The 23843-nt window shown below is 41.6% G+C and carries 25 protein-coding genes and 1 riboswitch; all 25 genes read left to right on the forward strand.

Translation table 11 applies throughout. The features are described 5' to 3' along the window. Positions 1-46 precede the first annotated feature (46 nt). A complete protein-coding gene (gene fliD / locus ABZP26_RS04725; RefSeq protein WP_290191243.1) occupies positions 47-1345 on the forward strand; it encodes a flagellar filament capping protein FliD in 1299 nt (432 codons plus the stop codon). 6 nt (positions 1346-1351) lie between these two features. After that, entirely contained in the window at positions 1352-1738 is a 387-nt protein-coding gene (gene fliS, locus ABZP26_RS04730) for a flagellar export chaperone FliS (protein WP_016899403.1), read from the forward strand. Between the two features lie 226 nt (positions 1739-1964). Next, entirely contained in the window at positions 1965-2300 is a 336-nt protein-coding gene (locus ABZP26_RS04735; protein WP_290191244.1) for a hypothetical protein, read from the forward strand. Next, complete coding sequence (locus ABZP26_RS04740; RefSeq protein WP_290191245.1) at positions 2297-3586, forward strand: flagellar hook-length control protein FliK; 1290 nt, start codon at positions 2297-2299, stop codon at positions 3584-3586. The genes ABZP26_RS04735 and ABZP26_RS04740 overlap by 4 nt, the downstream gene beginning before the upstream one ends. Before the next feature lie 25 nt (positions 3587-3611). Next, entirely contained in the window at positions 3612-4043 is a 432-nt protein-coding gene (locus ABZP26_RS04745) for a flagellar basal body-associated FliL family protein (protein ID WP_028835459.1), read from the forward strand. A 9-nt stretch (positions 4044-4052) separates the two neighbouring features. After that, the gene (locus ABZP26_RS04750) at positions 4053-4775 is read left to right on the forward strand and encodes a FliA/WhiG family RNA polymerase sigma factor (protein WP_051440338.1); all 723 of its coding nucleotides are present in this window, start codon (positions 4053-4055) and stop codon (positions 4773-4775) included. Between the two features lie 17 nt (positions 4776-4792). Continuing rightward, on the forward strand, positions 4793-5656 hold the full coding sequence (motA, locus tag ABZP26_RS04755; RefSeq protein ID WP_368485412.1) for a flagellar motor stator protein MotA: 864 nt from the start codon (positions 4793-4795) through the stop codon (positions 5654-5656). Continuing rightward, positions 5656-6654 (forward strand): flagellar motor protein MotB, encoded by a 999-nt coding sequence (locus tag ABZP26_RS04760; protein ID WP_290191246.1) that lies wholly within the window; start codon positions 5656-5658, stop codon positions 6652-6654. Before motA ends, ABZP26_RS04760 begins: the two co-directional genes overlap by 1 nt. Continuing rightward, entirely contained in the window at positions 6647-7048 is a 402-nt protein-coding gene (locus tag ABZP26_RS04765) for a PilZ domain-containing protein (RefSeq protein WP_013464393.1), read from the forward strand. The genes ABZP26_RS04760 and ABZP26_RS04765 overlap by 8 nt, the downstream gene beginning before the upstream one ends. A gap of 33 nt (positions 7049-7081) precedes the next feature. Then, complete coding sequence (locus ABZP26_RS04770) at positions 7082-7987, forward strand: FliM/FliN family flagellar motor switch protein (RefSeq protein ID WP_290191247.1); 906 nt, start codon at positions 7082-7084, stop codon at positions 7985-7987. 3 nt (positions 7988-7990) lie between these two features. Continuing rightward, a complete protein-coding gene (locus tag ABZP26_RS04775; RefSeq protein WP_055011667.1) occupies positions 7991-8323 on the forward strand; it encodes a FliM/FliN family flagellar motor switch protein in 333 nt (110 codons plus the stop codon). A gap of 4 nt (positions 8324-8327) precedes the next feature. Next, the gene (gene fliP / locus ABZP26_RS04780) at positions 8328-9080 is read left to right on the forward strand and encodes a flagellar type III secretion system pore protein FliP (RefSeq protein WP_013464396.1); all 753 of its coding nucleotides are present in this window, start codon (positions 8328-8330) and stop codon (positions 9078-9080) included. Continuing rightward, positions 9077-9346, forward strand: a complete 270-nt coding sequence (locus ABZP26_RS04785) for a flagellar biosynthetic protein FliQ (protein WP_013464397.1) — start codon at positions 9077-9079, stop codon at positions 9344-9346. Before fliP ends, ABZP26_RS04785 begins: the two co-directional genes overlap by 4 nt. Next, entirely contained in the window at positions 9343-10122 is a 780-nt protein-coding gene (gene fliR, locus ABZP26_RS04790) for a flagellar biosynthetic protein FliR (protein WP_290191248.1), read from the forward strand. The genes ABZP26_RS04785 and fliR overlap by 4 nt, the downstream gene beginning before the upstream one ends. Positions 10123-10126: 4 nt before the next feature. Continuing rightward, complete coding sequence (gene flhB, locus ABZP26_RS04795) at positions 10127-11257, forward strand: flagellar biosynthesis protein FlhB (protein ID WP_028835453.1); 1131 nt, start codon at positions 10127-10129, stop codon at positions 11255-11257. 16 nt (positions 11258-11273) lie between these two features. Next, the gene (flhA, locus tag ABZP26_RS04800) at positions 11274-13349 is read left to right on the forward strand and encodes a flagellar biosynthesis protein FlhA (protein WP_138764138.1); all 2076 of its coding nucleotides are present in this window, start codon (positions 11274-11276) and stop codon (positions 13347-13349) included. A 139-nt stretch (positions 13350-13488) separates the two neighbouring features. Further along, a riboswitch (cyclic di-GMP riboswitch) is annotated at positions 13489-13571 on the forward strand. Between the two features lie 95 nt (positions 13572-13666). After that, on the forward strand, positions 13667-14539 hold the full coding sequence (locus tag ABZP26_RS04805; protein ID WP_028835452.1) for an OmpA family protein: 873 nt from the start codon (positions 13667-13669) through the stop codon (positions 14537-14539). A 20-nt stretch (positions 14540-14559) separates the two neighbouring features. After that, positions 14560-15873 carry a sigma 54-interacting transcriptional regulator gene (locus ABZP26_RS04810; RefSeq protein ID WP_368485413.1) on the forward strand — a complete coding sequence of 438 codons (1314 nt, stop codon included), beginning with the start codon at positions 14560-14562 and terminating at the stop codon, positions 15871-15873. Between the two features lie 17 nt (positions 15874-15890). After that, entirely contained in the window at positions 15891-16214 is a 324-nt protein-coding gene (locus tag ABZP26_RS04815) for a flagellar hook-basal body complex protein FliE (RefSeq protein WP_010391195.1), read from the forward strand. Between the two features lie 8 nt (positions 16215-16222). Continuing rightward, positions 16223-17950, forward strand: coding sequence for a flagellar basal-body MS-ring/collar protein FliF (gene fliF / locus ABZP26_RS04820; protein ID WP_368485414.1), 1728 nt, complete (start codon positions 16223-16225; stop codon positions 17948-17950). Further along, positions 17931-18950 carry a FliG C-terminal domain-containing protein gene (locus tag ABZP26_RS04825; RefSeq protein WP_028835449.1) on the forward strand — a complete coding sequence of 340 codons (1020 nt, stop codon included), beginning with the start codon at positions 17931-17933 and terminating at the stop codon, positions 18948-18950. Before fliF ends, ABZP26_RS04825 begins: the two co-directional genes overlap by 20 nt. 2 nt (positions 18951-18952) lie before the next feature. Next, the gene (locus tag ABZP26_RS04830) at positions 18953-19585 is read left to right on the forward strand and encodes a FliH/SctL family protein (protein ID WP_368485415.1); all 633 of its coding nucleotides are present in this window, start codon (positions 18953-18955) and stop codon (positions 19583-19585) included. Beyond that, positions 19578-20927 carry a FliI/YscN family ATPase gene (locus tag ABZP26_RS04835; protein WP_368485416.1) on the forward strand — a complete coding sequence of 450 codons (1350 nt, stop codon included), beginning with the start codon at positions 19578-19580 and terminating at the stop codon, positions 20925-20927. Before ABZP26_RS04830 ends, ABZP26_RS04835 begins: the two co-directional genes overlap by 8 nt. Further along, positions 20920-21336: a hypothetical protein gene (locus tag ABZP26_RS04840; protein WP_368485417.1), complete on the forward strand. Its 417-nt coding sequence runs from the start codon at positions 20920-20922 to the stop codon at positions 21334-21336. Before ABZP26_RS04835 ends, ABZP26_RS04840 begins: the two co-directional genes overlap by 8 nt. 48 nt (positions 21337-21384) lie before the next feature. Further along, a complete protein-coding gene (hrpB, locus tag ABZP26_RS04845; protein WP_368485418.1) occupies positions 21385-23811 on the forward strand; it encodes an ATP-dependent helicase HrpB in 2427 nt (808 codons plus the stop codon). Positions 23812-23843 lie beyond the last annotated feature (32 nt).

Consider the following 23843-nt stretch of genomic DNA (forward strand, 5'->3'; position numbering starts at 1 on the left):
TTACCCTAGATTTTTTTGCTTATAACTAAAATGCTTGGAGATTAAAATGAGCTCTGCAATAGGAATCAATCCTGGGCAATTAGCCTCACAATATACACAAATTGAGCGTAGCGCTAAAGATCAGCAATTAAGTACTAAAAGTAGCCTTTTTAGCAATCAAATTAAGGCGTTTGATAGCCTGAAAAGTAATTTATCAAGCTTTTTTGATGACTTACAAGCTAGCTTAAAAGACACCAGTAGTTTATTTTCCAACACAGCCACAGTGAGCAATCCATCGGCATTAGGTGTGAGTGCAACTGGCACAGCAGCCAGCGGCGAGTACGATGTATTTGTGGAGCAATTAGCGCAAGCACACCAAGTTGCATTGAGTTTTGACCCGGCTAAAGCTTTAACCACTGATGGTGAGTTAAGTATCGATTTGGCAGGCAGTGCGTTTAGTATTGATTTTGCAAGCCTTGGCGCCGATGCATCATTAACTGATGTTGCTAATGCTATCAACTCGCATGTTGATAATAGCGGTGTTAAAGCCTCTGTTGTGCGCTCTGGCACAGAAACTTTTTTAACTTTAACCAGTGCTGAGCCGGGTGCTGCTAATCAGGTGGGTGTAAGTTTTACTCCAGCTGCGGATGCCAATGGCATTGATATCACCAATGCCATAGCAAACAAACAAGATTTAACCTTAGCGCAAGATGCGATTGTTAAGCTAGGGGCTAATTCAGCACTGACAATCACTTCAAGCAGTAATAAACTCGATACGGTTATTGATGGGGTGACGATTGATTTAACGTTGGCGCAGTCGCCGGGCGATCAGCCAATTCACATATCAATTAACCAAGATCAAGAAAGCTCTAAAGAAAACATCCAAAGTTTTGTAGATAAATTTAATTCGCTCACCAATGGCATTACCAGTAACCAGTACTTAAAAAGAGATAATATGGCTGCCGGCCTTGCTCGCTCTTTACGTAACGATTTTCAGGGTACGTTTGAAGGTAAAACCTTGTTCTCTGTGGGTATTGAGTTTGATCGTAGCGGTAACTTAAAAATAGATAATAAAAAACTTGAAGAAGCCATGGCGACTAACCCTGAGCAGTTAACCAGCATGCTTACAGGTGAAAACGGGTTGTTATCTAAGCTGGAAACCCGCGTAGAGCCTTTCACTAAAAGCTATGGTTTGATGACGGATAAAAAGCAATCATTGCAGGCGAGCTTAAATATAGTCACTAGGCAACAAAAAGATCATGAAGTGTCGATGGAGCAAGTGTACCAACGTTACTTGTCGCAGTTTACACAAATGCAACAGACTATTGCGCAATTAGAATCTACAATGGGTCAATTTGGAGGCTAAACATAGATGTTAGATTTAAATGATGGTTTTTCAGCCTATAAAAGCACATCGGTAGATGCAAAAGCGGCCAGTGCTGATATTCATAAACTGGTGTTAATGTTATTTGATGGTTTTTCGGATGAGCTTGAAAGAGTAACCGGCCATATAAAACAAAAAAGACATGATAAAAAAGCCGAAAGTATTGAAAAGCTAATGCGCATTTTAGGCGGGCTTGAGGCCTCATTAGACCTTGAAAAAGGCGGTGAAGTAGCGCAAAACATGCAAAACCTTTATCAGCATTGTGGGCAAGCGTTATTGCAAGCGAGTATAAAAAACGACTTGAGCTATATTGATTCCACCCGTGTGGTGATGAACAACCTGCAAGAAGGGTGGCAAGGGTTAGGCACACAATAAACGTATTAGAACCAGCTACCCTTAGCTGGTTTTTTCATTTTTAACACGGCTATTTTTTTACTTCCTCTACTGCTTAAATAATCTTTCTATTTATTATTAATAGCACATCACTTCCTTCCGGTGTGGAAGTTCCGCTTCCGCCTTTTTGGGTTTTTATTTTATTTATTAATATAAAACAACAACTTAAAATTGGCTTGCTTTTTGCTAAAAGAAATATGAACTTATAATGAATTCAGTATTGCTAATGGAACACTCTCAAAAATACGCAGCGCAAAAAATGGAACAATTACTTAGCACCATGGAAGATGCTATCCATGAGAGTAATTGGTATGAGGTTAAATCAGCCGATAAGCAGTTACTTGCGCTTTATGCACAGTTACAAAGTATGCCTTGGTTTAGCTCAATGAAAACTGAACAAGACAATCTAAAAGCACGCTACGCGGACTTAATTGAGCTGGTTAGTCAAAAGCAAGCAGCTATCAAAGTGCAAATGCAGCGCCATCAAGAGGATAAAGAAGGCTTACTGGCATATGAAAAAGTACAACAAGGACTGTCATTATGAGTATCCAAGCAAATACTATGGCGACAAAGACTGACTTTGGCAGTGCCACTAATAAACCAACCATATTAAAAAGTAGTACGCCTGCAGATGCGCAAGAACTACAGAGCGAGCTTGAGCCGTTTACGCTTTCTTCAAAGCAACAGCAAACAAAACAGCAAAATGTGCAAGGTGAACAACCTCAAGAAAGTTCAGAACAACTAGCGCAAGAAGATGCCAGTGCAGAAACACAAGAAATAATAAATCCGTATTTTTTTAGCACCGCAAATTATAATCTTGATACCAATAAAATAAGCGCGCCTGTCAAAACCTTACTAAATCCAAATAGTAACCTTGGTGTAGATAGCGAAGTAATGGCTGAGGAAGCACCAACAGCACAGCTTGTGGCTAATGAACAGCTGCAGACCACGCATTTAGAGACTCAGAGCGAAGACAGTTTTGTAACTCAAGAGCCTGCTAAAACTACGCCTGTGCAAAACATTGCAATGAACATAGCCACCACGGCTGCGCCTACTGCGGCGATAAATGTAACGCCAGCAAATGCAGTAGTTAATAAAGAATTAAATACACTCGAAGTAGACAAAGCACCACAAACACTATACTCGCAAGCGCTTTTGAATCGATTAAATCAACCTTCGGTAGTGTTGAACACTTATGCACAAGCGCAATCAAGTAGCCTAACCAGTGAGCAAGTAGCCATACAACCGAGTGTGTCGCTGAGCAAACTTGAGCTTGCGGCATTGTCACAAAGTGCGCAATCGAAAATGGTCTTTACAGAAAGTCGCGAGAGTACGGGTCAAAAATCAACATTAGTGAATGCATTTTCAGCGTCCGCACCCGCGCCAGAGAGCTTTGAGTGGCATAAAGAAAAATTAAAAGAGGCTCCCAGTGAATGGGGGCAGCGCTTATTACATGTACTTGGCGACAAGGTAAAACTGCAAATAGGCCAACAACTACAACGCGCGCAAATTAGATTAGATCCTCCTAATTTAGGCAGTATTGAAATATCGATAAATATTGAAGGTGATAAAACCTCAGTCAGTTTAACTACGAGTAATGCGCAGGTGAGAGATGCTATAGCACAAACTTTAGATCAGTTGCGTCAGTCATTATCACAAAACTCATCCACCACAGTGGATGTTAATTTAAGTGATAAACAGCAGCAGTCGCAACAGCAGCTTGAAAATAACGAGATTGCAAATAATCAAACCGAGTCGCCCTCCCATAGTGATACAGCCAGCACTCACTCAGCAAAATCGCCATTAGATTGGTTAGATTTATTAGTATAACTACCTTGGATTAAGAGAGATAAAAGTGAAAAAAATAATAATAGCCCTAACCGTATTAGCACTTATTGCGGCTGCATTTTTTGCGGGACAGTTTTTTAACGACAGTGACTCATCTCAAGAGAGTAAACAAGCTGACATTAGTAAAGTTGAATATCACGAAATGGAGCGCTTTATTATAAGCGTATCAGATGACTCAATTGCCCGTTATTTAGTGCTCGACTTAGTACTTGTTACTTCGCCATCAGTTTACAACACAGGAACAGAGGCCATGGAGCCGCTAGTGAGAAATGTACTGGTAAAACAGTTTGCCAACATGAGCCATAGCCAAGCAAAAGCTGTTTTTAAGGATATCGATGCGGTTCAAAAAGACTTACTCGAGCAGTTTAATTTGGTTTTAGCGAATGCGGTTTCGGTTCGTCTAGATAATGTACTCATTACGAATGTCTTTATTCAATAGGCTATCGCTATGATGCTGCAAGAGGAGTGGGGCGAGCTAGTCACCGAGCCGCCAGTGATATTCACACCGCAAAAAGAGACGCAACTATTATCGCAGTACTCTTTTTTAGTTAATAGAGCGGCTGCGCATATGCGCACTCAAGTAGGCGTTATTGTTGATAACGATGATATTTATCAAATAGGCATTATTGCCTTGCTGTCGTCTATTCGTCGCTATGGCCGCGACTTAGATGAAAAGTTTGCTGCATTTGCGTTTAAGCGTATTCGTGGAGCCATGCTAGATGAATTTCGACGTGTTGATTGGCGACCGCGTCAACTAAGGCAGCAGTCTCATCAGCTTCGTGATATGAGCCGCTCACTTCAAAAGCAGCTTGGTCGTGATGCAACAGACACCGAAATGTGTGAAGCATTAGGCATAAGCCATAAAGAGCTTATTCAACTGCACTACAGTGAGCAAGCCGAGGCATTTGATAGCCTTGAAGCGCTATTAGAAGCTAACCCTAATTTAGCGCTTACCAGTGCCCATACACACGACAAGGAAGAGACAGCAGCTACGCTAAAAGCGGCCATGAGCAAGCTCAATACCCGAGAAAAGCTGCTCTTACAATTGTATTACATGCACGAAATGAATATGAAAGAAATAGCATTAACACTCGATTTAACAGAGGCACGTGTTTGCCAACTTCATAAACAAGCACTTGAAGCGCTCACACAAGCGCTTCAAAAAATCTAATACCTAAGGAATAAAGAATGCAAAGAGTTATAGGGTTAATAGTGGTACTTGCAACAGTATTAGGTGGTTTTGCGTTTGCCGGCGGTAACATTGCCACTATGTGGCAGCCATACGAATTTTTAATCATTTTTGGCGCTGGCTTAGGAGCGCTAATTGTGGGTAATTCAAAATATGTACTGATAGAAATGCTATCGCAATTAAAGTATCAATTTATTAGTGGTAAAGGAACCGATACCTCTGAGCTTTACCACGACCTGCTACTGGTTATTTACTCTTTATTAGATTTAGCCAGAGTGAAAGGCATAAAGGGCCTAGATGAGCATGTTGAAAACCCCGAAACCAGCTCTATTTTTCTTGCCTACCCAAAAGTGTATGAGTTCCCTCAGTTAGTCACTTTTATTTGCGATAACTTACGTTTGTTTAGTATGGGAAAAATCAACTCGCATGACTTTGATGCCATGTTAGAGCAAGAAATTTACACCATTGAAGAACAGCGCCTTAAACCATCTCACTCACTGGCTAATATTGCTGAAGCCATGCCTGGTTTTGGTATTTTGGCAGCGGTAGGCGGCATTATTATCACCATGCAGCATCTTGATGGGCCTTTAAGTGAAATTGGCTACCATGTAGCAGCCGCGCTAGTAGGAACCTTTATTGGTATTTTTGCCTGTTATTGTTTAATTGCACCGCTTGCTTCTGCGATGGAGCAGTATGTAAAAAAACAAGTGGCAATGTTTGAGTGTGTGCGTGCCATGTTAGTGGCTCATGCCAAGGGCCACGTGCCAATTGTAGCGACCGACTCAGGTAGAAAATTAATTAATGAAGAAATTAAACCGACCTTTACCACTATGGAAGAGTGGATCACTAACAAGGCGGCTTAATGATGGAAAACAAAAATCAAGAAATCGTCATCAAACGCTCTCGTAGAAGAGCAACCGAAAAACCGCATGGTGGCGCATGGAAAGTCGCCTTTGCTGATTTTACCTTAGCGATGATGGCGTTTTTTATGGTGATGTGGATTATGGCGATCACCAATGAATCTGAGCGTGAAGAAATTGCACACTACATGCGAACTCACTCAATTTTTGATGGTGGCCCTGCTATTTTTGACCCTCAAAACAGCCCATTTCCCGTTGATTTAGGGGGGTCTCCTTCAGTAATTAAGCACTTAGAGTCGGGAATTACGCCGCCGGACTCTCCAAGGCCAGGAATCAGTGAAGTGTTACAAGTGCCCGATGGAACCGTTGAGCCTAAAGCAGGACAAGGCGAGAAGTTAAATTCAGCCATTGATAGCCAATTTGAAGCCTCATCTGAGCTGAGTTTATTACTTGAAAGCATTGATGAACTTAGTAAAGAAGAGTTATTAAAAAATAACTTATTAGTTGAAGAAGTGCCTTTAGGGCTAAGAGTGATTATTAGAGATGACAAACATCATCAAATGTTTGAACGCTCAAAGTCGCAAATGACTCCGTTTTTTGAAGATCTGTTTTTATACCTTGGCGGCTTAGTAAAAGACATTAATAACAAAATTATTATTTCTGGGCACAGCGACGCCAGCCTGTTTATTGATGGTAGCTCTCGTAATTGGGATATTTCTGGCGATAGGGCGCAACAGGCCAGAAAAGTGATGACCATGGGCGGAATGCCATCAAGCCAAGTGTTGCAAGTAAATGCATTCTCATCTAATCGACCACTTAACAAAGAAAACCAAAAAGCCAGTGAAAACAGACGGGTTGAACTACTTATTTTAACTAAAGATGCAGAGGGAAAATTTAATCAGTTGTTTGATGATAGCAATATTAATAACCCAGTAAAAAAATCTGCCAGTGCGGCAACTGCTAATAAACCTGTGCTACGCCTTGAAGAGAATTATGAGTAACCAATCAGAAACTAAACGAAGTTACAAAAGATGGAATTTAAACCTCAAAGATAATTACGAGCCAGAGTCAGTTCAGCTTGGCGGGGTGGGCGTACAGTTACTTCGTCGCTGCTTTATTGATATTCCACTTTGTCATGGCGTTGCAAAAGACATTAGCGTAGGAGGTGTGGGTTTATTAGTCCCTGCTGAAAAGGCTATTCCAGACAAATTTATTGTGGTTTTTGATAAAGCCAATCGATTGACTGGCAAGGTAACGTACCGCCGCGAAGTAAGTGACAAGTTAGTGTTTTTAGGGGTTGAGTGGATAAGTAAAAATGAGCGCTTACGCAGCGATATTGTTAATCATTTACAGTTACAAGCCCAATTAAAAAAAGCAAAAAAAACCAATGCATAGGCAACATAGAAATGAATCAGGAAATACAGTGATATGAGTAAAACGTTAAGCGCTAAAGCAAAGTTAATTAAAGCGAAAGATTCTGAGCATATTACTCCATTTGCACTAACGCTAGAGCAAAGAGCCTACGAACACGCGCAGCAAAAAGCAGCGCAAATAAACGTCAATATTCGTAAAGCATTGGAGTTAGAACTTGCCCAATTATTTAACGACAGCCGCTTTGATGTAGAAATTTCGCCTTGTTCGCATTCAACTATTAATAGTTGGTTTAAAGAATCGCCTAGAATATTTCTTGCCTGTCCTTTATTTGCACCCACTCAAGGCGAAGCTTTCTTAGCGCTTGATTTTCAAAGTGCTCATAAAACAGCTGATTTATGTTTAGGCGGGCAATTCAATAATTCAGATAATTCAAGCCACGATTACTCACCTACCACGAATGAATTGAGTGCAACAGAGAGCCGTATTTGTGGCCGTTTATTACAACGCCAAGTGCAAGGTATTCAGGGCTTATTATTTAGAGAACGCTCTGCGCTATTAGGTGAAATACAAAAATCGCATGCTTTACCAGAAGCATTGCAACATTTAGCTTTTAAAGTGCGGTTTATATTAGAAAGCCAAGTAATAAGTTGGTTTTTATGGCTACCAATTAGCTTTTTTTGCGCAGCCGATAGCGAGCAAGACCCAGCAAGTAGCGACACACTCAATACCGATATGTGGGCACAGTTTGCAGTGCAAGGTCAGATTGAAATGGCAAAGAAAAAAGTCACTTTAAAGCAATTAAAAGCTTGTGTGGCCGGCGGTGTATTACCGATTGAGCTTAATGAAGCGGCGCTATTTAACCTAGGGCATAAACAAATATTTAAAGGCCAAGTCGTTGAGCAAGAGGCTGGCTTAGCATTTCAAATCACACAATTATCAAACAATACAACGAGTAATTAAATTATGAACGAAAACCTTGATAGCGCCTTAGCGGGCTTAGAGCTTGATGCTTTTGATGGATTTGATGACAAATCTGCTGATAAAACGAACGAAGGCAATATGTCATTTTTTCAAGACGTTCCTTTGTTAGTGACTCTTGAAGTGGCAAGTACTGAAATTACCTTGGGCGAGCTTAGCCAAGCCAAAGAAGGCGACGTGCTTAAACTAGATAAAGTAGCCGGCGAAGCGCTTGATGTAAAGGTGAATGGGGTGTTTTTTGCTAAAGCAGAAGTCGTGATGGTTGAAGGGCAGTATGGTTTGAAATTTGCTCAAACAGATACCGCAAAGGATCAGTAAAAAAATGAATAAACGCGTAATTTTTAAAGTTAGCCTACTGTTGATCATGTTGTTTATACCAAGCTGGCTAAATGCAGAAGAACTTACGCTGTTTTCGCTAAAAGATACGGCCGACGGACAAGACTATAGCGTTAAACTGCAAATACTTTTGTTAATGACGGTATTGAGCTTATTACCTGCGCTATTAATGGTTTTAACGTCTTTTACGAGGATTATCATTGTATTGGCGATTTTACGCCAAGCAATGGGGTTACAACAAAGCCCGCCGAATAAAATTTTAATTGGCATCTCACTGATGCTCACCATGTTGATTATGCGACCGGTTTGGCAAGATATTTATCAAAACGCGTATACGCCTTTTCAGCAGCAAACCATAGGATTAGAAGACGCTTTACTCACCGCTGAAAAGCCTTTACGTGCTTTTATGCTCAGACAAACCCGTGAAAGTGAGTTGCGCCAAGTGCTGCTAATTGCCAATGAGCCAACGACACTCACCGCCGAAGAAATTCCGTTTGAAGTGTTAATGCCTGCGTTTGTATTAAGTGAGCTTACTACCGCTTTTCAAATTGGCTTTATGTTGTTTATTCCTTTTTTAATTATTGACTTAGTGGTCAGTAGTGTATTGATGTCTATGGGCATGATGATGCTATCGCCGCTGATCATTAGTTTACCGTTTAAGCTCATGGTATTTGTACTTGCCGATGGCTGGTCAATGATAGCGGGTACACTGGCGGCTACATTTGGAATGTCACCATGACCCCAGAAATGTCGGTAGAGCTTATTTCAAGCGCAGTTTATACCATTATCAAGCTCATTTTAGTGCTTATTGTACCCGGGTTATTGTTGGGTATTGTGGTCGCTATTATTCAAGGTGCTACTTCTATCCAAGAGCAAACTCTGACGTTTTTACCGCGTATGTTATTAACCTTGTTAATGGTGGTATTTGCAGGCCATTGGATGCTACAAATTTTGATTGATTGGTTTGATAAGCTCAAATTTATGTTACCTGGGGTATTTGGTTGAGCTCATTACTCTCTTTAACGTCTACTGATTTAGTCAGCTGGATGGGCACGCTTTGGTGGCCATTTGTGCGTTTTTCTGCACTTTTATGGTCTATGCCGGTATTTGATAATCCGGCAGTAACGCCGCGCTCACGTATTTTAGTGTCTATGATGTTGGCTTTTTTAGTTGCTCCGCAGTTACCGCTAGCCCCTGCTATCGACTTGTTTTCTTTAGATGCCGCCATTTTAACCTTCGAGCAAATTATTTTTGGGGTAATGATGGGTCTATCACTGCGTATTTTGTTTGAAGTAATGGCAATGATAGGGCTGATATTATCCATGCAGATGGGTTTGTCGATGGCGCTTGTTATGGACCCCGGTAGTGGTAACCAAGTTGCCCTGTTAGGGCAATTATTTTGGATTATGTGTGCCTTATTATTTTTTGCTGTTGATGGCCACCTGATAACTCTACAAGTTATGGTGGAGAGTTTTCATAGTTTTCCGATTGGGCGCAGTATTTATGAGTTTGATATTCAATCGATCATTATGCTATTTGCGTGGATGTTTTCCTCTGCTTTACTGCTTTCGCTACCAGGGATAGTCGCCATGTTATTGGTTAACTTAACCTTTGGTGTGGCAAGTAGAGCAGCGCCGTCATTGAATATTTTTGTATTGGGTTTTCCTATGTCGCTGTTGATGGGCTTTTTCTGTGTATTTATGACCTTAGAGTACACCGGAAGTGCGTTTTCAAGGCTAACGTATCATGTGCTAACAACCTTTGCACAGGCGATGAGGTAGCGGTATGTCTGAAAATAGCTCGCAAGAAAAAACAGAACAACCCACAGAGAAACGGCTAAAAAAAGCCAAAGAAGACGGCCAAGTTGCGCGCTCAAAAGAGCTTAACACCGCTATTTTATTAATGGTTAGTATTGCTGGGCTATTGTGGTTTGCCAATTTATTTTACAGCTTATTTGTTAACTTAATGAACAGCACCATGGTGCTGGATCACACAATTATAAATAACAAAAAAATGATGCCCATCGCATTGGGTGACGCCATTATGAATATGCTATCCACCCTTACGCCGTTTTTATTATTAAGCTTTTGCGCAATGTGGATCACTGGGTGTTTACCGGGTGGGTTTGTGTTTTCAAAAAAACTGGTCGCACTAAAAATGAGCAAGCTCAACCCATTAACCGGGTTAGGCAAAATGTTTGGTAAACAGTCGTTAGTTGAGCTGCTTAAATCGATATTAAAAATAACCTTACTGGCGATTTGCTTATATACCTTTTTAACCAAGCTGTGGATGCAGCTCATGGTATTACAAAACTTAGATATCAAAGTGGCGATAGGCCAAGGTATTGAACTGTTATTTTTATCGTTAATGATCACGGTAACTTTACTACTTTTTATTGCAGTTATTGATGTGCCTTTTCAGCAAAAACAGATTGCCGATAAAATAAAAATGACCCACCAAGAGGTAAAAGAAGAGCGTAAATCTTCTGACGGCAGCCCTGAAATTAAAAATAAAATTAGGCAAATACAGTATCAGCAATCAAACCGAAAAATTGAAGAGCGCGTTCCCACTGCCGATGTCATTGTCACCAATCCAACTCATTATGCTGTGGCAATAAAGTACAGTGAAGAGGCAGCTAAAGCCCCTTATGTTGTCGCCAAAGGCGTGGATGAAATGGCGCTGAGAATACGCGAAGTGGCCCGTATGAATAACAAAGAAATAATAGAAATCCCCGCATTAGCACGGGCTATTTATTTCTCGACCCGGGTCGACCAAGAAGTGCCCAACGGCTTATACAGCGCAGTTGCCTATGTACTGACCTATGTATTGCAACTAAAAGCATACAAGCAAGGACGTGGGCAAGCACCCGCAGCCTTACCTGAATTAACAATCCCTAAAAACTTACAGAAACCTTAGATGTTGGAGTTATAATTTGAACTGGCGCAGTTTTACTCAACCTTATACCGCTATTCCTATTTTGCTGTTAGCTGTTTTGTCGATGGTTATTTTGCCATTACCAGGATGGCTATTAGATGCATTATTCACTTTTAACATTGTATTGTCGGTGATTGTATTGTTAGTGGCGGTATCTACTAAAAAGCCGCTCGATTTTTCTGTATTTCCGACTATTTTGTTAGTCGCCACCTTGATGCGTTTAACACTAAACATTGCCTCAACACGTGTGGTATTGCTGCATGGCCATGAAGGCTCCGATGTGGCAGGTCGCGTTATCCAAGCGTTTGGTGAAGTGGTTATAGGCGGTAACTACGTCGTTGGTATTGTGGTGTTTGTTATTTTAATGGTGATTAACTTTGTGGTTATTACCAAAGGCGGTGAGCGTATTTCTGAGGTGGCTGCACGCTTTACTCTAGACGCTATGCCCGGTAAACAAATGGCAATTGACGCGGATTTAAATGCTGGATTAATTGGCCCTGAGCAAGCAAAAGAGCGACGCAGCACCATAGCCCAAGAGGCCGATTTTTATGGCTCTATGGATGGTGCCTCAAAGTTTGTGCGCGGTGATGCCATTGCCGGTTTAATTATTTTAGTGATTAACCTACTCGGTGGTGTATCAATAGGTGCTTTTCAACATGGTTTAAGTTTAGCCGAAGCGTTTCAACGTTTTGCCCTATTAACCATAGGTGATGGCTTAGTTGCACAAATCCCCTCGTTGCTGTTAGCCGTTGCTGCTGCAATTATTGTTACGCGAATGAACGATGAAGGTGATGTGAGTGAAGCAGTCGGTAAGCAGTTACTTGCCTCTCCGCGTGTTATTTTTACCGCCGCTTTAATCATGGTCACGCTTGGTATTGTGCCAGGGATGCCAACTGTCGCCTTTTTAGCATTTGCTGCGCCATTGTTTTATGTTGCTTGGCGATTGCAGCGCTCTCTCCCCGATAACTCCTTAATTGAAGCAGAGCAGATGACCGACACCATTTTAAGTGAGCAACAAGCTCACTTAGAGTGGGGAGATATTTCTCATGTTGATAAGCTGTCGGTTGAGCTTGGCTTTCGTTTGGTTTATTTAGCAGATAAAGACAAAGGGGAAGAGCTGGTAAAAACCTTAAGAGGTGTGCGTAAAAATCTCTCTGAACAACTTGGGTTTTTATTACCGGAGATCAGAATAAAAGATAACCTGAAACTAAATCCACAAGAATACAAAGTAAACTTAGCGGGTGTACCCGTTGCCAGTGCCAATGTGAATGCCAAAGAGTTACTGGCGTTAAATACCGGGGATGTATATGGCTCGCTAGATGGTGAAATAACCACCGACCCTGCTTATGGGCTTGAAGCTGTATGGATAAAAGATGACAGCAAAACCCAAGCGTTGAATATGGGCTACTCAGTGGTAGATTTAGGCACCATTATTGCCACACACACTGGTAAGGTGATCAAAGAGCATTTAGATGAGCTATTCAGTTATGAGGATGTACAAAAACTCAATGAGCGTTTAAAAGAGATTTCACCTAGCTTAGCGGAAACCTTCGAAAAAGCCTTACCCACTAACTTGCAGCTTAAAGTCATTCGTTTATTGCTTAAAGAGCACATTAGCATTAAAGATATTGTCACCATTGCAGGCACTTTAATTGACAGTGTTGAGGTAACTAAAGATCCTATTCTACTGGTTTCAGATGTGCGCTGTGCTTTGCAAAAAGTATTAGTAAAACAGGTAATGGGTAATCGTGATGAACTCAGTGCTTACAGCTTAGATGAAAAACTAGAAAGTACCTTACAAAGCTCACTCGACCAAGCGATGCAAGCAGGCAAAGTTGTACTGGATAGTTTTGCGGTTGACCCTAATTTACTAGGCCAATTTCAACGCACTATGCCACTGATTGTCGAAGATATGAAATCAAGAGGGGTAACACCTACATTAATTGTGGTGCCACAGTTACGACCCTTGCTGGCACGTTACGCCAAAACCTTTACTAAAGGCAGCTTAGTAGTTCTTTCTTATAATGAAATTCCAGATACCATTCGTGTTGATATACTCGGATCGTTGGGATAATTAGTTAGATTTCATCTATCAAATGAACTTAGCATGAATTTTGTAAGTAATATTTGCAATTAATTCTATTTAACTATAGTCTATTGTTTTTATTATACATAGTTACTAGTTTTTATGTTGGTAAAAAACAATGCATAAGTAAATTAAATGGCAAACTATGCGAAAGCATAGGACGCAAAGCTTCCAGTCTAAGGCAATCGCTACGATCGTGGGGTTACATTAACTTAGTGATATTAATTAATACCTTGTTTGTATTTGTTGTATTTCGCTATTCATTTAAAAAACTTAATTGTTCTCTAAACTTATACGGAATACTCATGAACGGATTTCCTAACATTATTAAATTTGCACTTCCTTGTGCATTATTTTTAACGCAATCAGGGCAGGCTGCAGAACAAAATCTGGTCCAAAGTTATGAAAACTCGACTTGGACTGTTAAGGGCGATTCTTTCGCTTGTTCGCTACAACAGCGCTTTGAAAATTATGCGTTGCTTGAAGTTAAAACCGTGCCAGCACAGCAGCAACAACTTGTGTTTACTTGGCTTTTAAAAGATAAGCCAATAACCCGCTTGCACGTTTCATCACGCAAAGCCGATTGGCAATCAGCAAATACAGTACTCACCCCACTTAACTTCACATCAACAGATATCGAAGACAATAAAGTGCAATTTTCAGCGGATGTAAGTGCTTTACTTCGTTTAATTAAGCAAGGTGGTTGGTTAGACACTTTAGTCAGCTTTAAAGATGAGCAGTTGCGCCTAACGTTTACCAATACCCATAGCGATGAAATAGTTGCAGATTATCAACAGTGTTTAAATAACCTTTCTCCGCTTTCTTGGGAGCAAGCACGTGATCATCAGTTACAGTTTGCCAGCGGGCAGCGCACGGTAACAGCTGAAAAAGACTTAAAATTTCTAAAGGATTTAGTGCGTTATATTTCTTTAGACAATCGCGTTAGTAAAGTACTTGTGGATGGCCACACCGATAATACAGGCTCGCCGCTATCTAATCGGCTGCTTTCAAAAGAAAGAGCGGATGACGTAGCTTCAAGACTCATTGAATTTGGTTTACCCAAAGACATGTTAGAAGTGAGAGCGCATGGTCAACGCTACCCCATTATTAAAAATTCAAAGCAGGGCGCATCGTCTAATCGCCGTGTTTTAGTTCGTCTTTTCAGACACTCAAGTTAATTGCATCGTAAGGGAATTATATGAGTCAAAGATACCTCTTATGGATCAGTGAACAACAGCCAACGCCTGAAATTCAGCAAGTTGTATTTGCCGAAAATTTTAAGTTTTTGCATACAAACTCCATCAGCGATGCGGTTAGTCACTGTCTTATTAATAAACCTGAGCTCGTGTTTGTTGATGCTGATACTCAACAACTCGAGCTGGTTGAATTAGTAAAATTACTGCGCAAAACATGCCCAACTTCACAAATTGTGACTTTAGTGGATTCATCGCAAAGTGAAATTGCTTCAAAAACAATTAATACCGGTGGCGCTGTTGATTATCTCTTAAAACCTTTCTTTGCTGAACAGCTTAAAAAAACAATCAGAAACACTGATTCAATGAAGCATGGGTTTGAAGATTTAATCGCTGTTTCTACTAAATCACAGCAAGTATTACGTTTAGCCAACCGCGCTGCACATACCTCAGCAGGCGTGTTAATCACCGGCGAGTCTGGAACAGGTAAAGAGAAGCTCGCGCACTTTATTCATAAAGCTTCAGATCGCAAAGATAAGCCATTTATTGCAGTTAACTGTGCTGCTATCCCAGAAAATATGCTCGAAGCTATGTTATTTGGATTTAATAAAGGTGCGTTTACCGGCGCTGTAAATACCCAGCCAGGCAAATTTGAAATAGCCAATGGCGGTACTATTTTACTCGATGAAATTACTGAGCTACCGCTCGATTTACAAGCTAAGTTACTGCGCGTATTGCAAGAGCGCGAAGTTGAAAGACTGGGTAGTCATCAAAAAATCAATTTAGATATACGCATTATTGCCGCCTCCAACCGCGTACTGCGTGAACAGGTTGAGCAAGGCGCTTTTCGTGAAGACTTATTTTATCGTTTAGATGTATTACCACTTAGTTGGCCTGCACTTCGGGATCGTGTTGATGACATCATCCCATTGGCTTATCACTTTATCAAAAAATATGGCAACTCTGAGTTTCATATTAGTAAACAAGCAGAAGATGTGATGCTTTGTTACAACTGGCCAGGGAATGTGCGTGAAATTGAAAACGTAATCCAACGCGCCTTAGTGATGGCAAGAGGGGCAGAGATTCAGGTTGAAGACTTAAATTTACCGCAATGCTCACCGGCGGCGGCAGCTTATTGTGCCACCCAGTTAAAAGAAAATAAAAAGCAGGCAGAATTTGATTACATATACAGTTTGTTGAGTCGATTTAAAGGGCATCGTACCCAAACAGCACAGGCGCTTGGGGTAACTACCCGAGCATTAAGATACAAAATTGCCGCAATGCGTGAATGCGGTATTGATATTGATGCAATTGCATAATTTGAAGGAAAAATAAAATGTCGCCAATTGAAAGTCAACAAATGATGCTGGGCAAAATGATGGACATGCAAAAAATTGCAGGTCCAGAAAGTATAGAGCCGGCTGCTATCAGTAATCAAAATGTAAATATTAGCGAAGATTTTAAGCATGTTATTCGCTCTATCAACGCCCAACAAAATATAGCTGGTGAGATGGTAAAAGCCGTTGATACCGGTGAAAGTGAAGACGTAGTAGGGGCGATGATTGCCAGTCAAAAAGCAGGGCTTAGTTTTTCTATGCTAATGGAAATGCGCAATAAAGTGCTCAATGGCATTGATGATGTCATGCGCATGTCACTGTAGAGGCTGATATGAAAGGAGAATTAGCAAAAGTACCTGAGCAAAATGAGAATAACCTAAAAGAAAGAGTGGTTAATCTCTCAAATAAATTAAATTTTGGTAGCTCAGGTGACAGAAGTGTCGCGACCATTGCTCTACTAGCGACATTAGTAGCGGCAACCATAGTCCTTATTTTATGGACATCGGCTAAAAACTACGTGCCGCTCTACGGTAACCAAGAAAGCTACGATAAAGCCAATATTTTAGAGATTTTAGATAAAGAGCAAATCACGTTTCGCATTGATACCGATAGCGGTAATATTTTGGTTCCTCAAGAAAAGCTGGCGGATGCACGTATTACGCTTGCAGCCAGAGGAATAAAAGCCTCTATGCCTGAGGGAATTGAAAATATTAGCGATAAAGTGTCTATGGGCACCAGTCAATTTATCGAATCTATGCAATACCAACATGCCTTAGAAGGTGAGCTGGCGCGCACCATTATTAACATGCAAGGTATTCGTAACGCGCGCGTACATTTAGCGGTACCTAAACGCAGCTTGTTTGTTGGTCGTACTGAGCAAAAAACCGCAGCGTCTGTGATGGTTGATTTAGCGCCAGGCCATGAGCTTAAACCAGAGCAAGTGGAAGCCATTATTGCACTGATTATTGGCAGTGTGCCAGGGCTTGATTCTCGTTCTGTGTCGGTGGTGGATCAGCGCGGTAAACTACTCAGCGGCGACTTATTTGATACTACGCCAGTAGGCAAAGAAACCGATAAAAAACTCGCCTTTATCGAAAAAGTTGAGCGCAACATAGAGCAACGTGCCTCTATTATGTTGTTGCCAATTTTAGGCGAAGGCAATTTTAGAATTCAGGTTTCAAGTGATGTTGACTTTAGCGTGGTTGAAGAAACCCGTGAAATGGTTGACCCACAAAATGTATTAACACAAGAGTTTATTAAATCTGATAGCACCATGGATCAGCTGGCGGCGGGCATTCCGGGTTCTTTAGCTAATGAGCCACCAGTGCCTAATGAACAAGCTGAAGATGAAAACAACGAGCGTACTTCACAACGAAGTGAGAGCAAGCGACAGTTTGAAAATGGCCGCTCAGTCACTCACACCCAATTTGAAGTAGGCCGAATTAAAAACATGAGCTTATCGGTACTTATTAATGAGCAAGTAGCAGGCACTGCTGATGGCTGGAGCGAAGAAAAGCTCGCTTCATTAGGTGAAATGGTAAAAAAAGCCACGGGGTTTAACGACGCACGCGGCGATCAATTCAACATAACCAGCTTTGCCTTTGTAGAACAAAAAATACTCGCCCCAGGTGAAGGCCTTGAGTGGTGGCAAATGCCAGAGCTTAAAGAGTATGCCCGTTATATTGTTGGTACTTTAATTAGTTTATTGCTGATTTTATTTGGTGTGCGTCCTTTAGTTAATCACTTAATTAAAGGCAAAAGTAACGACGCAAACAACGCCATGGCAACCACAGATAATGAGGTTAAGTCAGTCTCTGCAACAGAAAGACAAAGTAGTCCGCTTGATGACGCCATTAATGCGAAATCGCAAATAGAAAACTTAACTGCCAAAGAGGGCGCAAGCGAACATCAAAATATGTCGTTACCGCAAATAGGCAATGACTTTGAAGAACAGATAGCGCACATGCAGTTACTTGCTAATAAAGAAACCGAGCGTGTCACATCGGTGATAAAATATTGGGTAGAACAAGGAGTTGAAATTGAATCAAGAAAAGCTTGATAAAGGCTCACAATTACCGGCATTAGATCGTGCCGCTATTTTATTGCTAAGTATGGGCGAGGAAAACGCCGCCAGTGTTATTCGTAAATTAGGCCGCCGTGAAGTGCAGGCTATTTCTGAGCGCATGGCTAAAATTTCAAACGTTACTCAACATGATGTTGCAGGCACTTTGAGTGAATTTTTTGATTGCTACCGCAATGAAAGTGGCGTCAATGGTGCATCGCGTGTGTATTTAGAGCGAGCACTCGATAAAGCCGTCGGTAGAAAGCTTGCCAAAACTATGCTTGATGATATTTATGGTGGTGCCATGAATGACGATTTACGTCGTTTAGAGTGGATCCCGCCTGAACTTATCGTGCGCTTTTTAGAGCAAGAACACGTGCAAATGCAAGCGCTGTTTTTGGCTTTTTTACCGCCAGAGCAAGCCTCTGCCATTATTGTGCTGTTTCCAGAATCTAAACACGATGACTTACTGTATCGTATTGCGAGTCTTCGTGAAGTGAGTGAACACGTTATTGATGATGTGCGCTTAACGCTTGAATCGTGTATTGAATTTGTTGGTCGCCAAGTGGGCGCACAGGTTAATGGTGTCGATAAAGCAGTTGAAATTATGAATCGTTATAACGGTAATAAGAGCCAAATTATCGAACTAATGAAAAAACATAACACTAACGTAGCTGATGAAATACAAGAGAAAATGTACGACTTTGACAGCTTAATTAAGCAAACAGACGAGACACTAACCTTGTTGCTTAACGACATTCCTGATGAGTTATGGACGATGTCATTAAAGGGTGTGAACAGTGAGTTTTTAGCGCGTGTTTTAGGTGCACTACCTAAACGTTTAGCGCAAGTGTACCAACAGCAAATTGACGGCTTAAGTGCACAACCACTGAGCAAAGTGATTGCCGCCAGAAAAGAAATTATGTCGATTGTCAGAGACATGAGCAAACAAGGTGATATTGAATATCGCTTATTTGAAGAAGAGACTGCAGGCTAGCTATGAGTCAAGTATTCAGGTTTCCCACTTTAAATAAAAATGAGCAACATCAAACGCTGCAAGAGCGTTTAGATGCTGCTCAGCGTGTTGGTTTACAGCAGGGCTATGAAAAAGGCCTTGCGCAAGGTGCTGCCAATAAGCAAAGTGAATTAGAGCAGCAAATGGAGCAACAAATAGAGTTGCGTGTTGCTGAGTGTCTTGAAGCGCAAAAAACACAGCTTATTGAACGTTTTAACACTTTATTCGACAAAGCGAATAACGAACTACTTAACTTTAATGATGAGTTTAAACAAGACATTGCCTTGATGATAAGCACGTTAGCAGAGCACGTTATTGACTGCGAGCTAAAAGTACGCCCCGAAATACGCGCGCAGCTTATTGAAAAAGCCATTACCTTGCTTAGCAATCGTGATGTAGTAACAAAAGTTATGATCTCAGGGGCTGATCGCCACTGCTTTAATGATGCGCGTTTAGCTGAATTTTCGGTGCCGATTTACTTTGATGAGGCTCTGATCAGTGGAGACGTTGAACTGGTGGCAGAGCAACAAACACATCGGTTTTCTTTTTCAGAGCGCCTACAAAGCTTACTGGGTGAAGTGATACCTGAAATACTCAAAGCGCAGCCACATGACTAACCCCCTACACACTAGTTTAAAATCTGCGCTGACAGCGCTAACCCCGCCTGAATTAGTTAAAAGCTATGGTCGTTTAACACGAGTCAATGGTTTAACACTTACCGCGACGGGTGGGCAATTCGCTATGGGCGAAAAGTACCAAGTTGAGAGTGTTGACGGTCACTGGTATGACGCTGAAGTTGTGTGTTTTAATCAAGATGAAGCCTATTTAATGCCCTTGAAAAAAATACAAAATTTATATTCTGGTGGGCGAGTCAGACCAGTTATAAAAAACAGCCATGTGGCTATTTCAGAAAAGTTATTGGGGCGAGTAATTGATGCGCAAATGCAACCCATTGATAACCTAGGGCCACTTGAACAAGACAGCACAATGGGTGCTTGTAAATTGAGTAACGATTATTCTTTAACGCCACTGGAGCGCAAAGGCGTTACCGAGCCGTTAGATGTGGGTATTCGCGCTATTAATAGCCTATTTAGTGTGGGTAAAGGCCAGCGGTTAGGGTTATTTGCAGGTTCGGGTGTGGGTAAAAGTAAATTACTTGGCATGATGACCCGCTTTACCTCGGCCGATGTAGTCATTGTAAGCCTAGTCGGTGAGCGTGGTTGGGAAGTAAAAGATTTTATTGAGCAAAGCTTAGGTAAAGAAGGGTTAAAAAAGGCTATTGTGATTGCATCCCCAGCGGACGATTCTCCCTTATTGCGTATTAAAGCCGCCGAGCTTAGTCATAAACTGGCGGCCTATTTTAGAGATAAAAACTCAAATGTATTGCTATTAATGGACTCATTAACCCGCTATGCGCAAGCACAGCGTGAAATTGGCCTATCGGTAGGCGAGCTGCCCGCATCTAAAGGGTACCCGCCATCGGTATTTAGTAAATTAACCCAGTTGGTTGAAAGCTCCGGTAATAGTGAAAAAAGTAAAGGCAGCATGACCGCCATTTATACGGTATTGGCTGAGGGGGATGATCAACAAGACCCAATAGCCGATAACGCCCGAGCAATTCTTGATGGCCATATAGTATTGGATCGCACCTTAGCAGAAAAGGGCCACTATCCGGCCATTAATATTGGTTCATCGATTAGTCGAGTGATGCCAAATATAGTGAGTGATGAGCAGCTAAGCTTTTGTTATAAATTGAAAAAACTTTATAGCCGCTATATGCAAGTACATGAGCTTATACCTTTAGGGGCGTATCAGGCAGGTAAAGACCCGGAACTCGACAGTGCGGTAAATTTGTATCCACAAATCGAATCATTTCTATGCCAAGGATTGAACGAACAAGTGGATTTCTCACAGTCAGTGAATCAGTTAAATGCAGTGATGGGTGAACTGAATGCTTAATAAATTTTTAGGATTACAACAGCAAAAATTAGATAAAATGCTGGCCGAGCAAACTCAATTACAACAAAGAAGTAACTTAGAGCAGCAGCGACTATCGCAGCTACAGCAGCACATAAACAGTATGGATAAAAACCAGCAAATGAGCTCGGCGCTAAGCTTACAAAATTTATCAGGGATGAAGCGTATTTTGTCTGGTTTGTCAGCGCAGCAACAAGCGCGGATTCATGATTCACAGCAATATGAATTACGTCAACAGCAAGCTTGTTTTAAGCAAATGAGCTTTACCAAAGGCATAGAAGGGATAGTAAGCAACAGGCACCGTGCTTTTCAAAGCCAAGCGCAGCAACAAGAAGCTAAAGTTTTAGATGAAATGATAAGCCAAGCACATAGTCGTACCCTACATAAATAACTGCTAATTTTTGCTACAATGGCGACAAAGTAATTTAGGGTAAATAGCGTGCTGCCGGTTCAAGAAATATATAACTCACTCATTGATGCATTAAAAGCCAACCCAATCACCTTACTGCAAGCGCCGCCTGGTGCAGGTAAATCAACGTGGTTGCCATTACAGCTTATGCGCGATGGGCCTTATAAACACATAGTGATGTTGGAGCCTCGGCGCTTAGCTGCACGTAATATTGCCAATTATTTAGCGCATTGCCAAAACGAAACGCTGGGGCAAAGTGTCGGTTTACGGATGCGAGGTGAGAGTAAAGTAAGCGTACACACGCGCCTTGAAATAGTCACCGAAGGCATGCTGACACGCATGTTACAAAATGACCCTGAACTCAGTGATGTTGATTTACTGATTTTTGATGAGTTTCATGAGCGCTCTATCGCAGCAGATACCGCGCTGGCTTTTGCTTTAGAATCGCAAGCGGCGCTACGTGAAGATTTAACCATTATGCTGATGTCGGCCACCCTCGATAGCGATCGTTATACCGCATTTTTTAATTGCCCAGTTATTCAGTCAAGCGGGCGAAGTTACCCGATTGACGAAATATATTGCCCAATAAAAGATGAAAGCCGCTGGCTTGATGCCATCCCCGCTATTATAAAACAAGCACTCAATGAGCAAACCGGCAGTGCGCTGGTATTTTTACCCGGCCAACGAGAAATACTGCGCGTGCAACAAGCATTGAGCGACTTACCTAGTAACTGCCTAGTCGCCACTTTATTTGGTGAGCAAGATAAAGCCAATCAACAAGCTGCAATAGCACCTGCGCCTCAAGGGATGCGAAAAGTAGTACTGACCACCAATGTTGCCGAAACCAGCTTAACCATTGAAGGCATTCGAATTGTGATTGATAGCGGCAAGCGCCGTGCAGCCAGCTTTAATTTAAAAACCGGTGTAACTGAGCTGACGACTCAAAGTATATCTCGTTCATCGGCAGTACAACGCGCAGGGCGTGCAGGACGAATAGAACCAGGGGTTGTGTATCGTTTAGGTTCAAAACAAACTTTTGAGCGACGAAACAGCCACGATAACCCTGATATTTTGACCTCAGATATTAGCCAACTGATGCTTGAGGCGAAGCAGTGGGGCGCAAGCATTAGTGAACTCACCTTACTTGACCCGCCGAGTGAGCAACAATGCAACCAAGCTACCAATTTATTATCTATGCTTGAAGCGATAGATAGCCACGGTAAGCTCACCGCACTGGGGAGTAAAATGTTGGGCTTTGGTGCCGATATTCGCCTAGCGCACATGTTATTAAAAGCGCAAATGCTAGAACCACAGTTAAGTGGGATTTATCGCTTAGCTATTTATTTAGTCGCCTTACTAGAAAGCCGAGTTAGCACTGCCAATGAGCTCAACCTAGCACTGCATAGTCAACAGCAGCGTCCGCATCCTGTGTTTAAGCAACAATTAAATTATTGGTTAAAACGCTTAAAATTTACCGACAGCAAAACAGATTTAAACACCGATCATTTAAGCTTATTAGTGTCGCTTGCCTACCCAGATCGCATCGCTAAAAAACGCGGTAATGGCTACTTACTTGCTAATGGCGCAGGGGCCGAGCTAAACCCTGACTACTGGCATAATGACGAATATATAGCTATTGCCAGTATGGGCGGACACAAAGGCGGGCGAGTTTTTGCGGCCACGGCGCTAAATCCATTAGCGCTTAAAGAGTATTTACCGCATTTATTCACTGAGTTGACCCGCTGCGAGTTTGATGAAAAAGCTGCTAGGTTTATTCATCAAGATGAAGTAAAACTTGGAGAAATTACCCTTAGCAGCCAACCAAGTAAACATAAGCTTGATAAAACAGAGCGTGCCAAGGCATGGCTTAGTGTGTTTGCCAAGCAGGGCTTTTCACTGTTTAACGAGCAAAAAGAAAGTGAGCAGTTACTTATTAGAATGTGCCTAGCCAGCAAATTGATGCCAGAACAGTTTCCTGTTATTAATCAGCAGCAGCTCATTGAAACAGCAGGTGATTGGTTAGGGGTATACCTTGAAGATATTAAAACCCTTGAGCAACTTAAAAAGTTTAATTATTTTGAGGCACTACAAAACTGTTTTAATTGGCAACAGCAAAGCGAGCTAAAATCTTTACTCCCACTGCGACTAACAGTACCAAGTGGCTCTAACATAAAAATTGAATACCAACTTGATGGACCTGCCAAGCTTAGTGTGCGCATGCAAGAGGTATATGGTTTAACCAGTACACCTATGCTAGCTAACGGTAAATTAGCATTGCTAATGGAGTTGTTATCGCCAGGCAAGCGTTCACTACAGTTAACCCAAGACTTAGCACATTTTTGGAATAGTAGTTACCGCGAGGTACAAAAAGAGATGAAAGGGCGCTACCCCAAGCACTTTTGGCCAGACGATCCTGCCAATAGCGTTGCCACCAATAGAGTAAAAAGCAGAATGTGATCACGCTTCCTTAATGTCACTTAATGTTAAAC

The organism is Pseudoalteromonas sp. SD03 (assembly GCF_040937955.1).
GTDB lineage: Bacteria > Pseudomonadota > Gammaproteobacteria > Enterobacterales > Alteromonadaceae > Pseudoalteromonas > Pseudoalteromonas tetraodonis.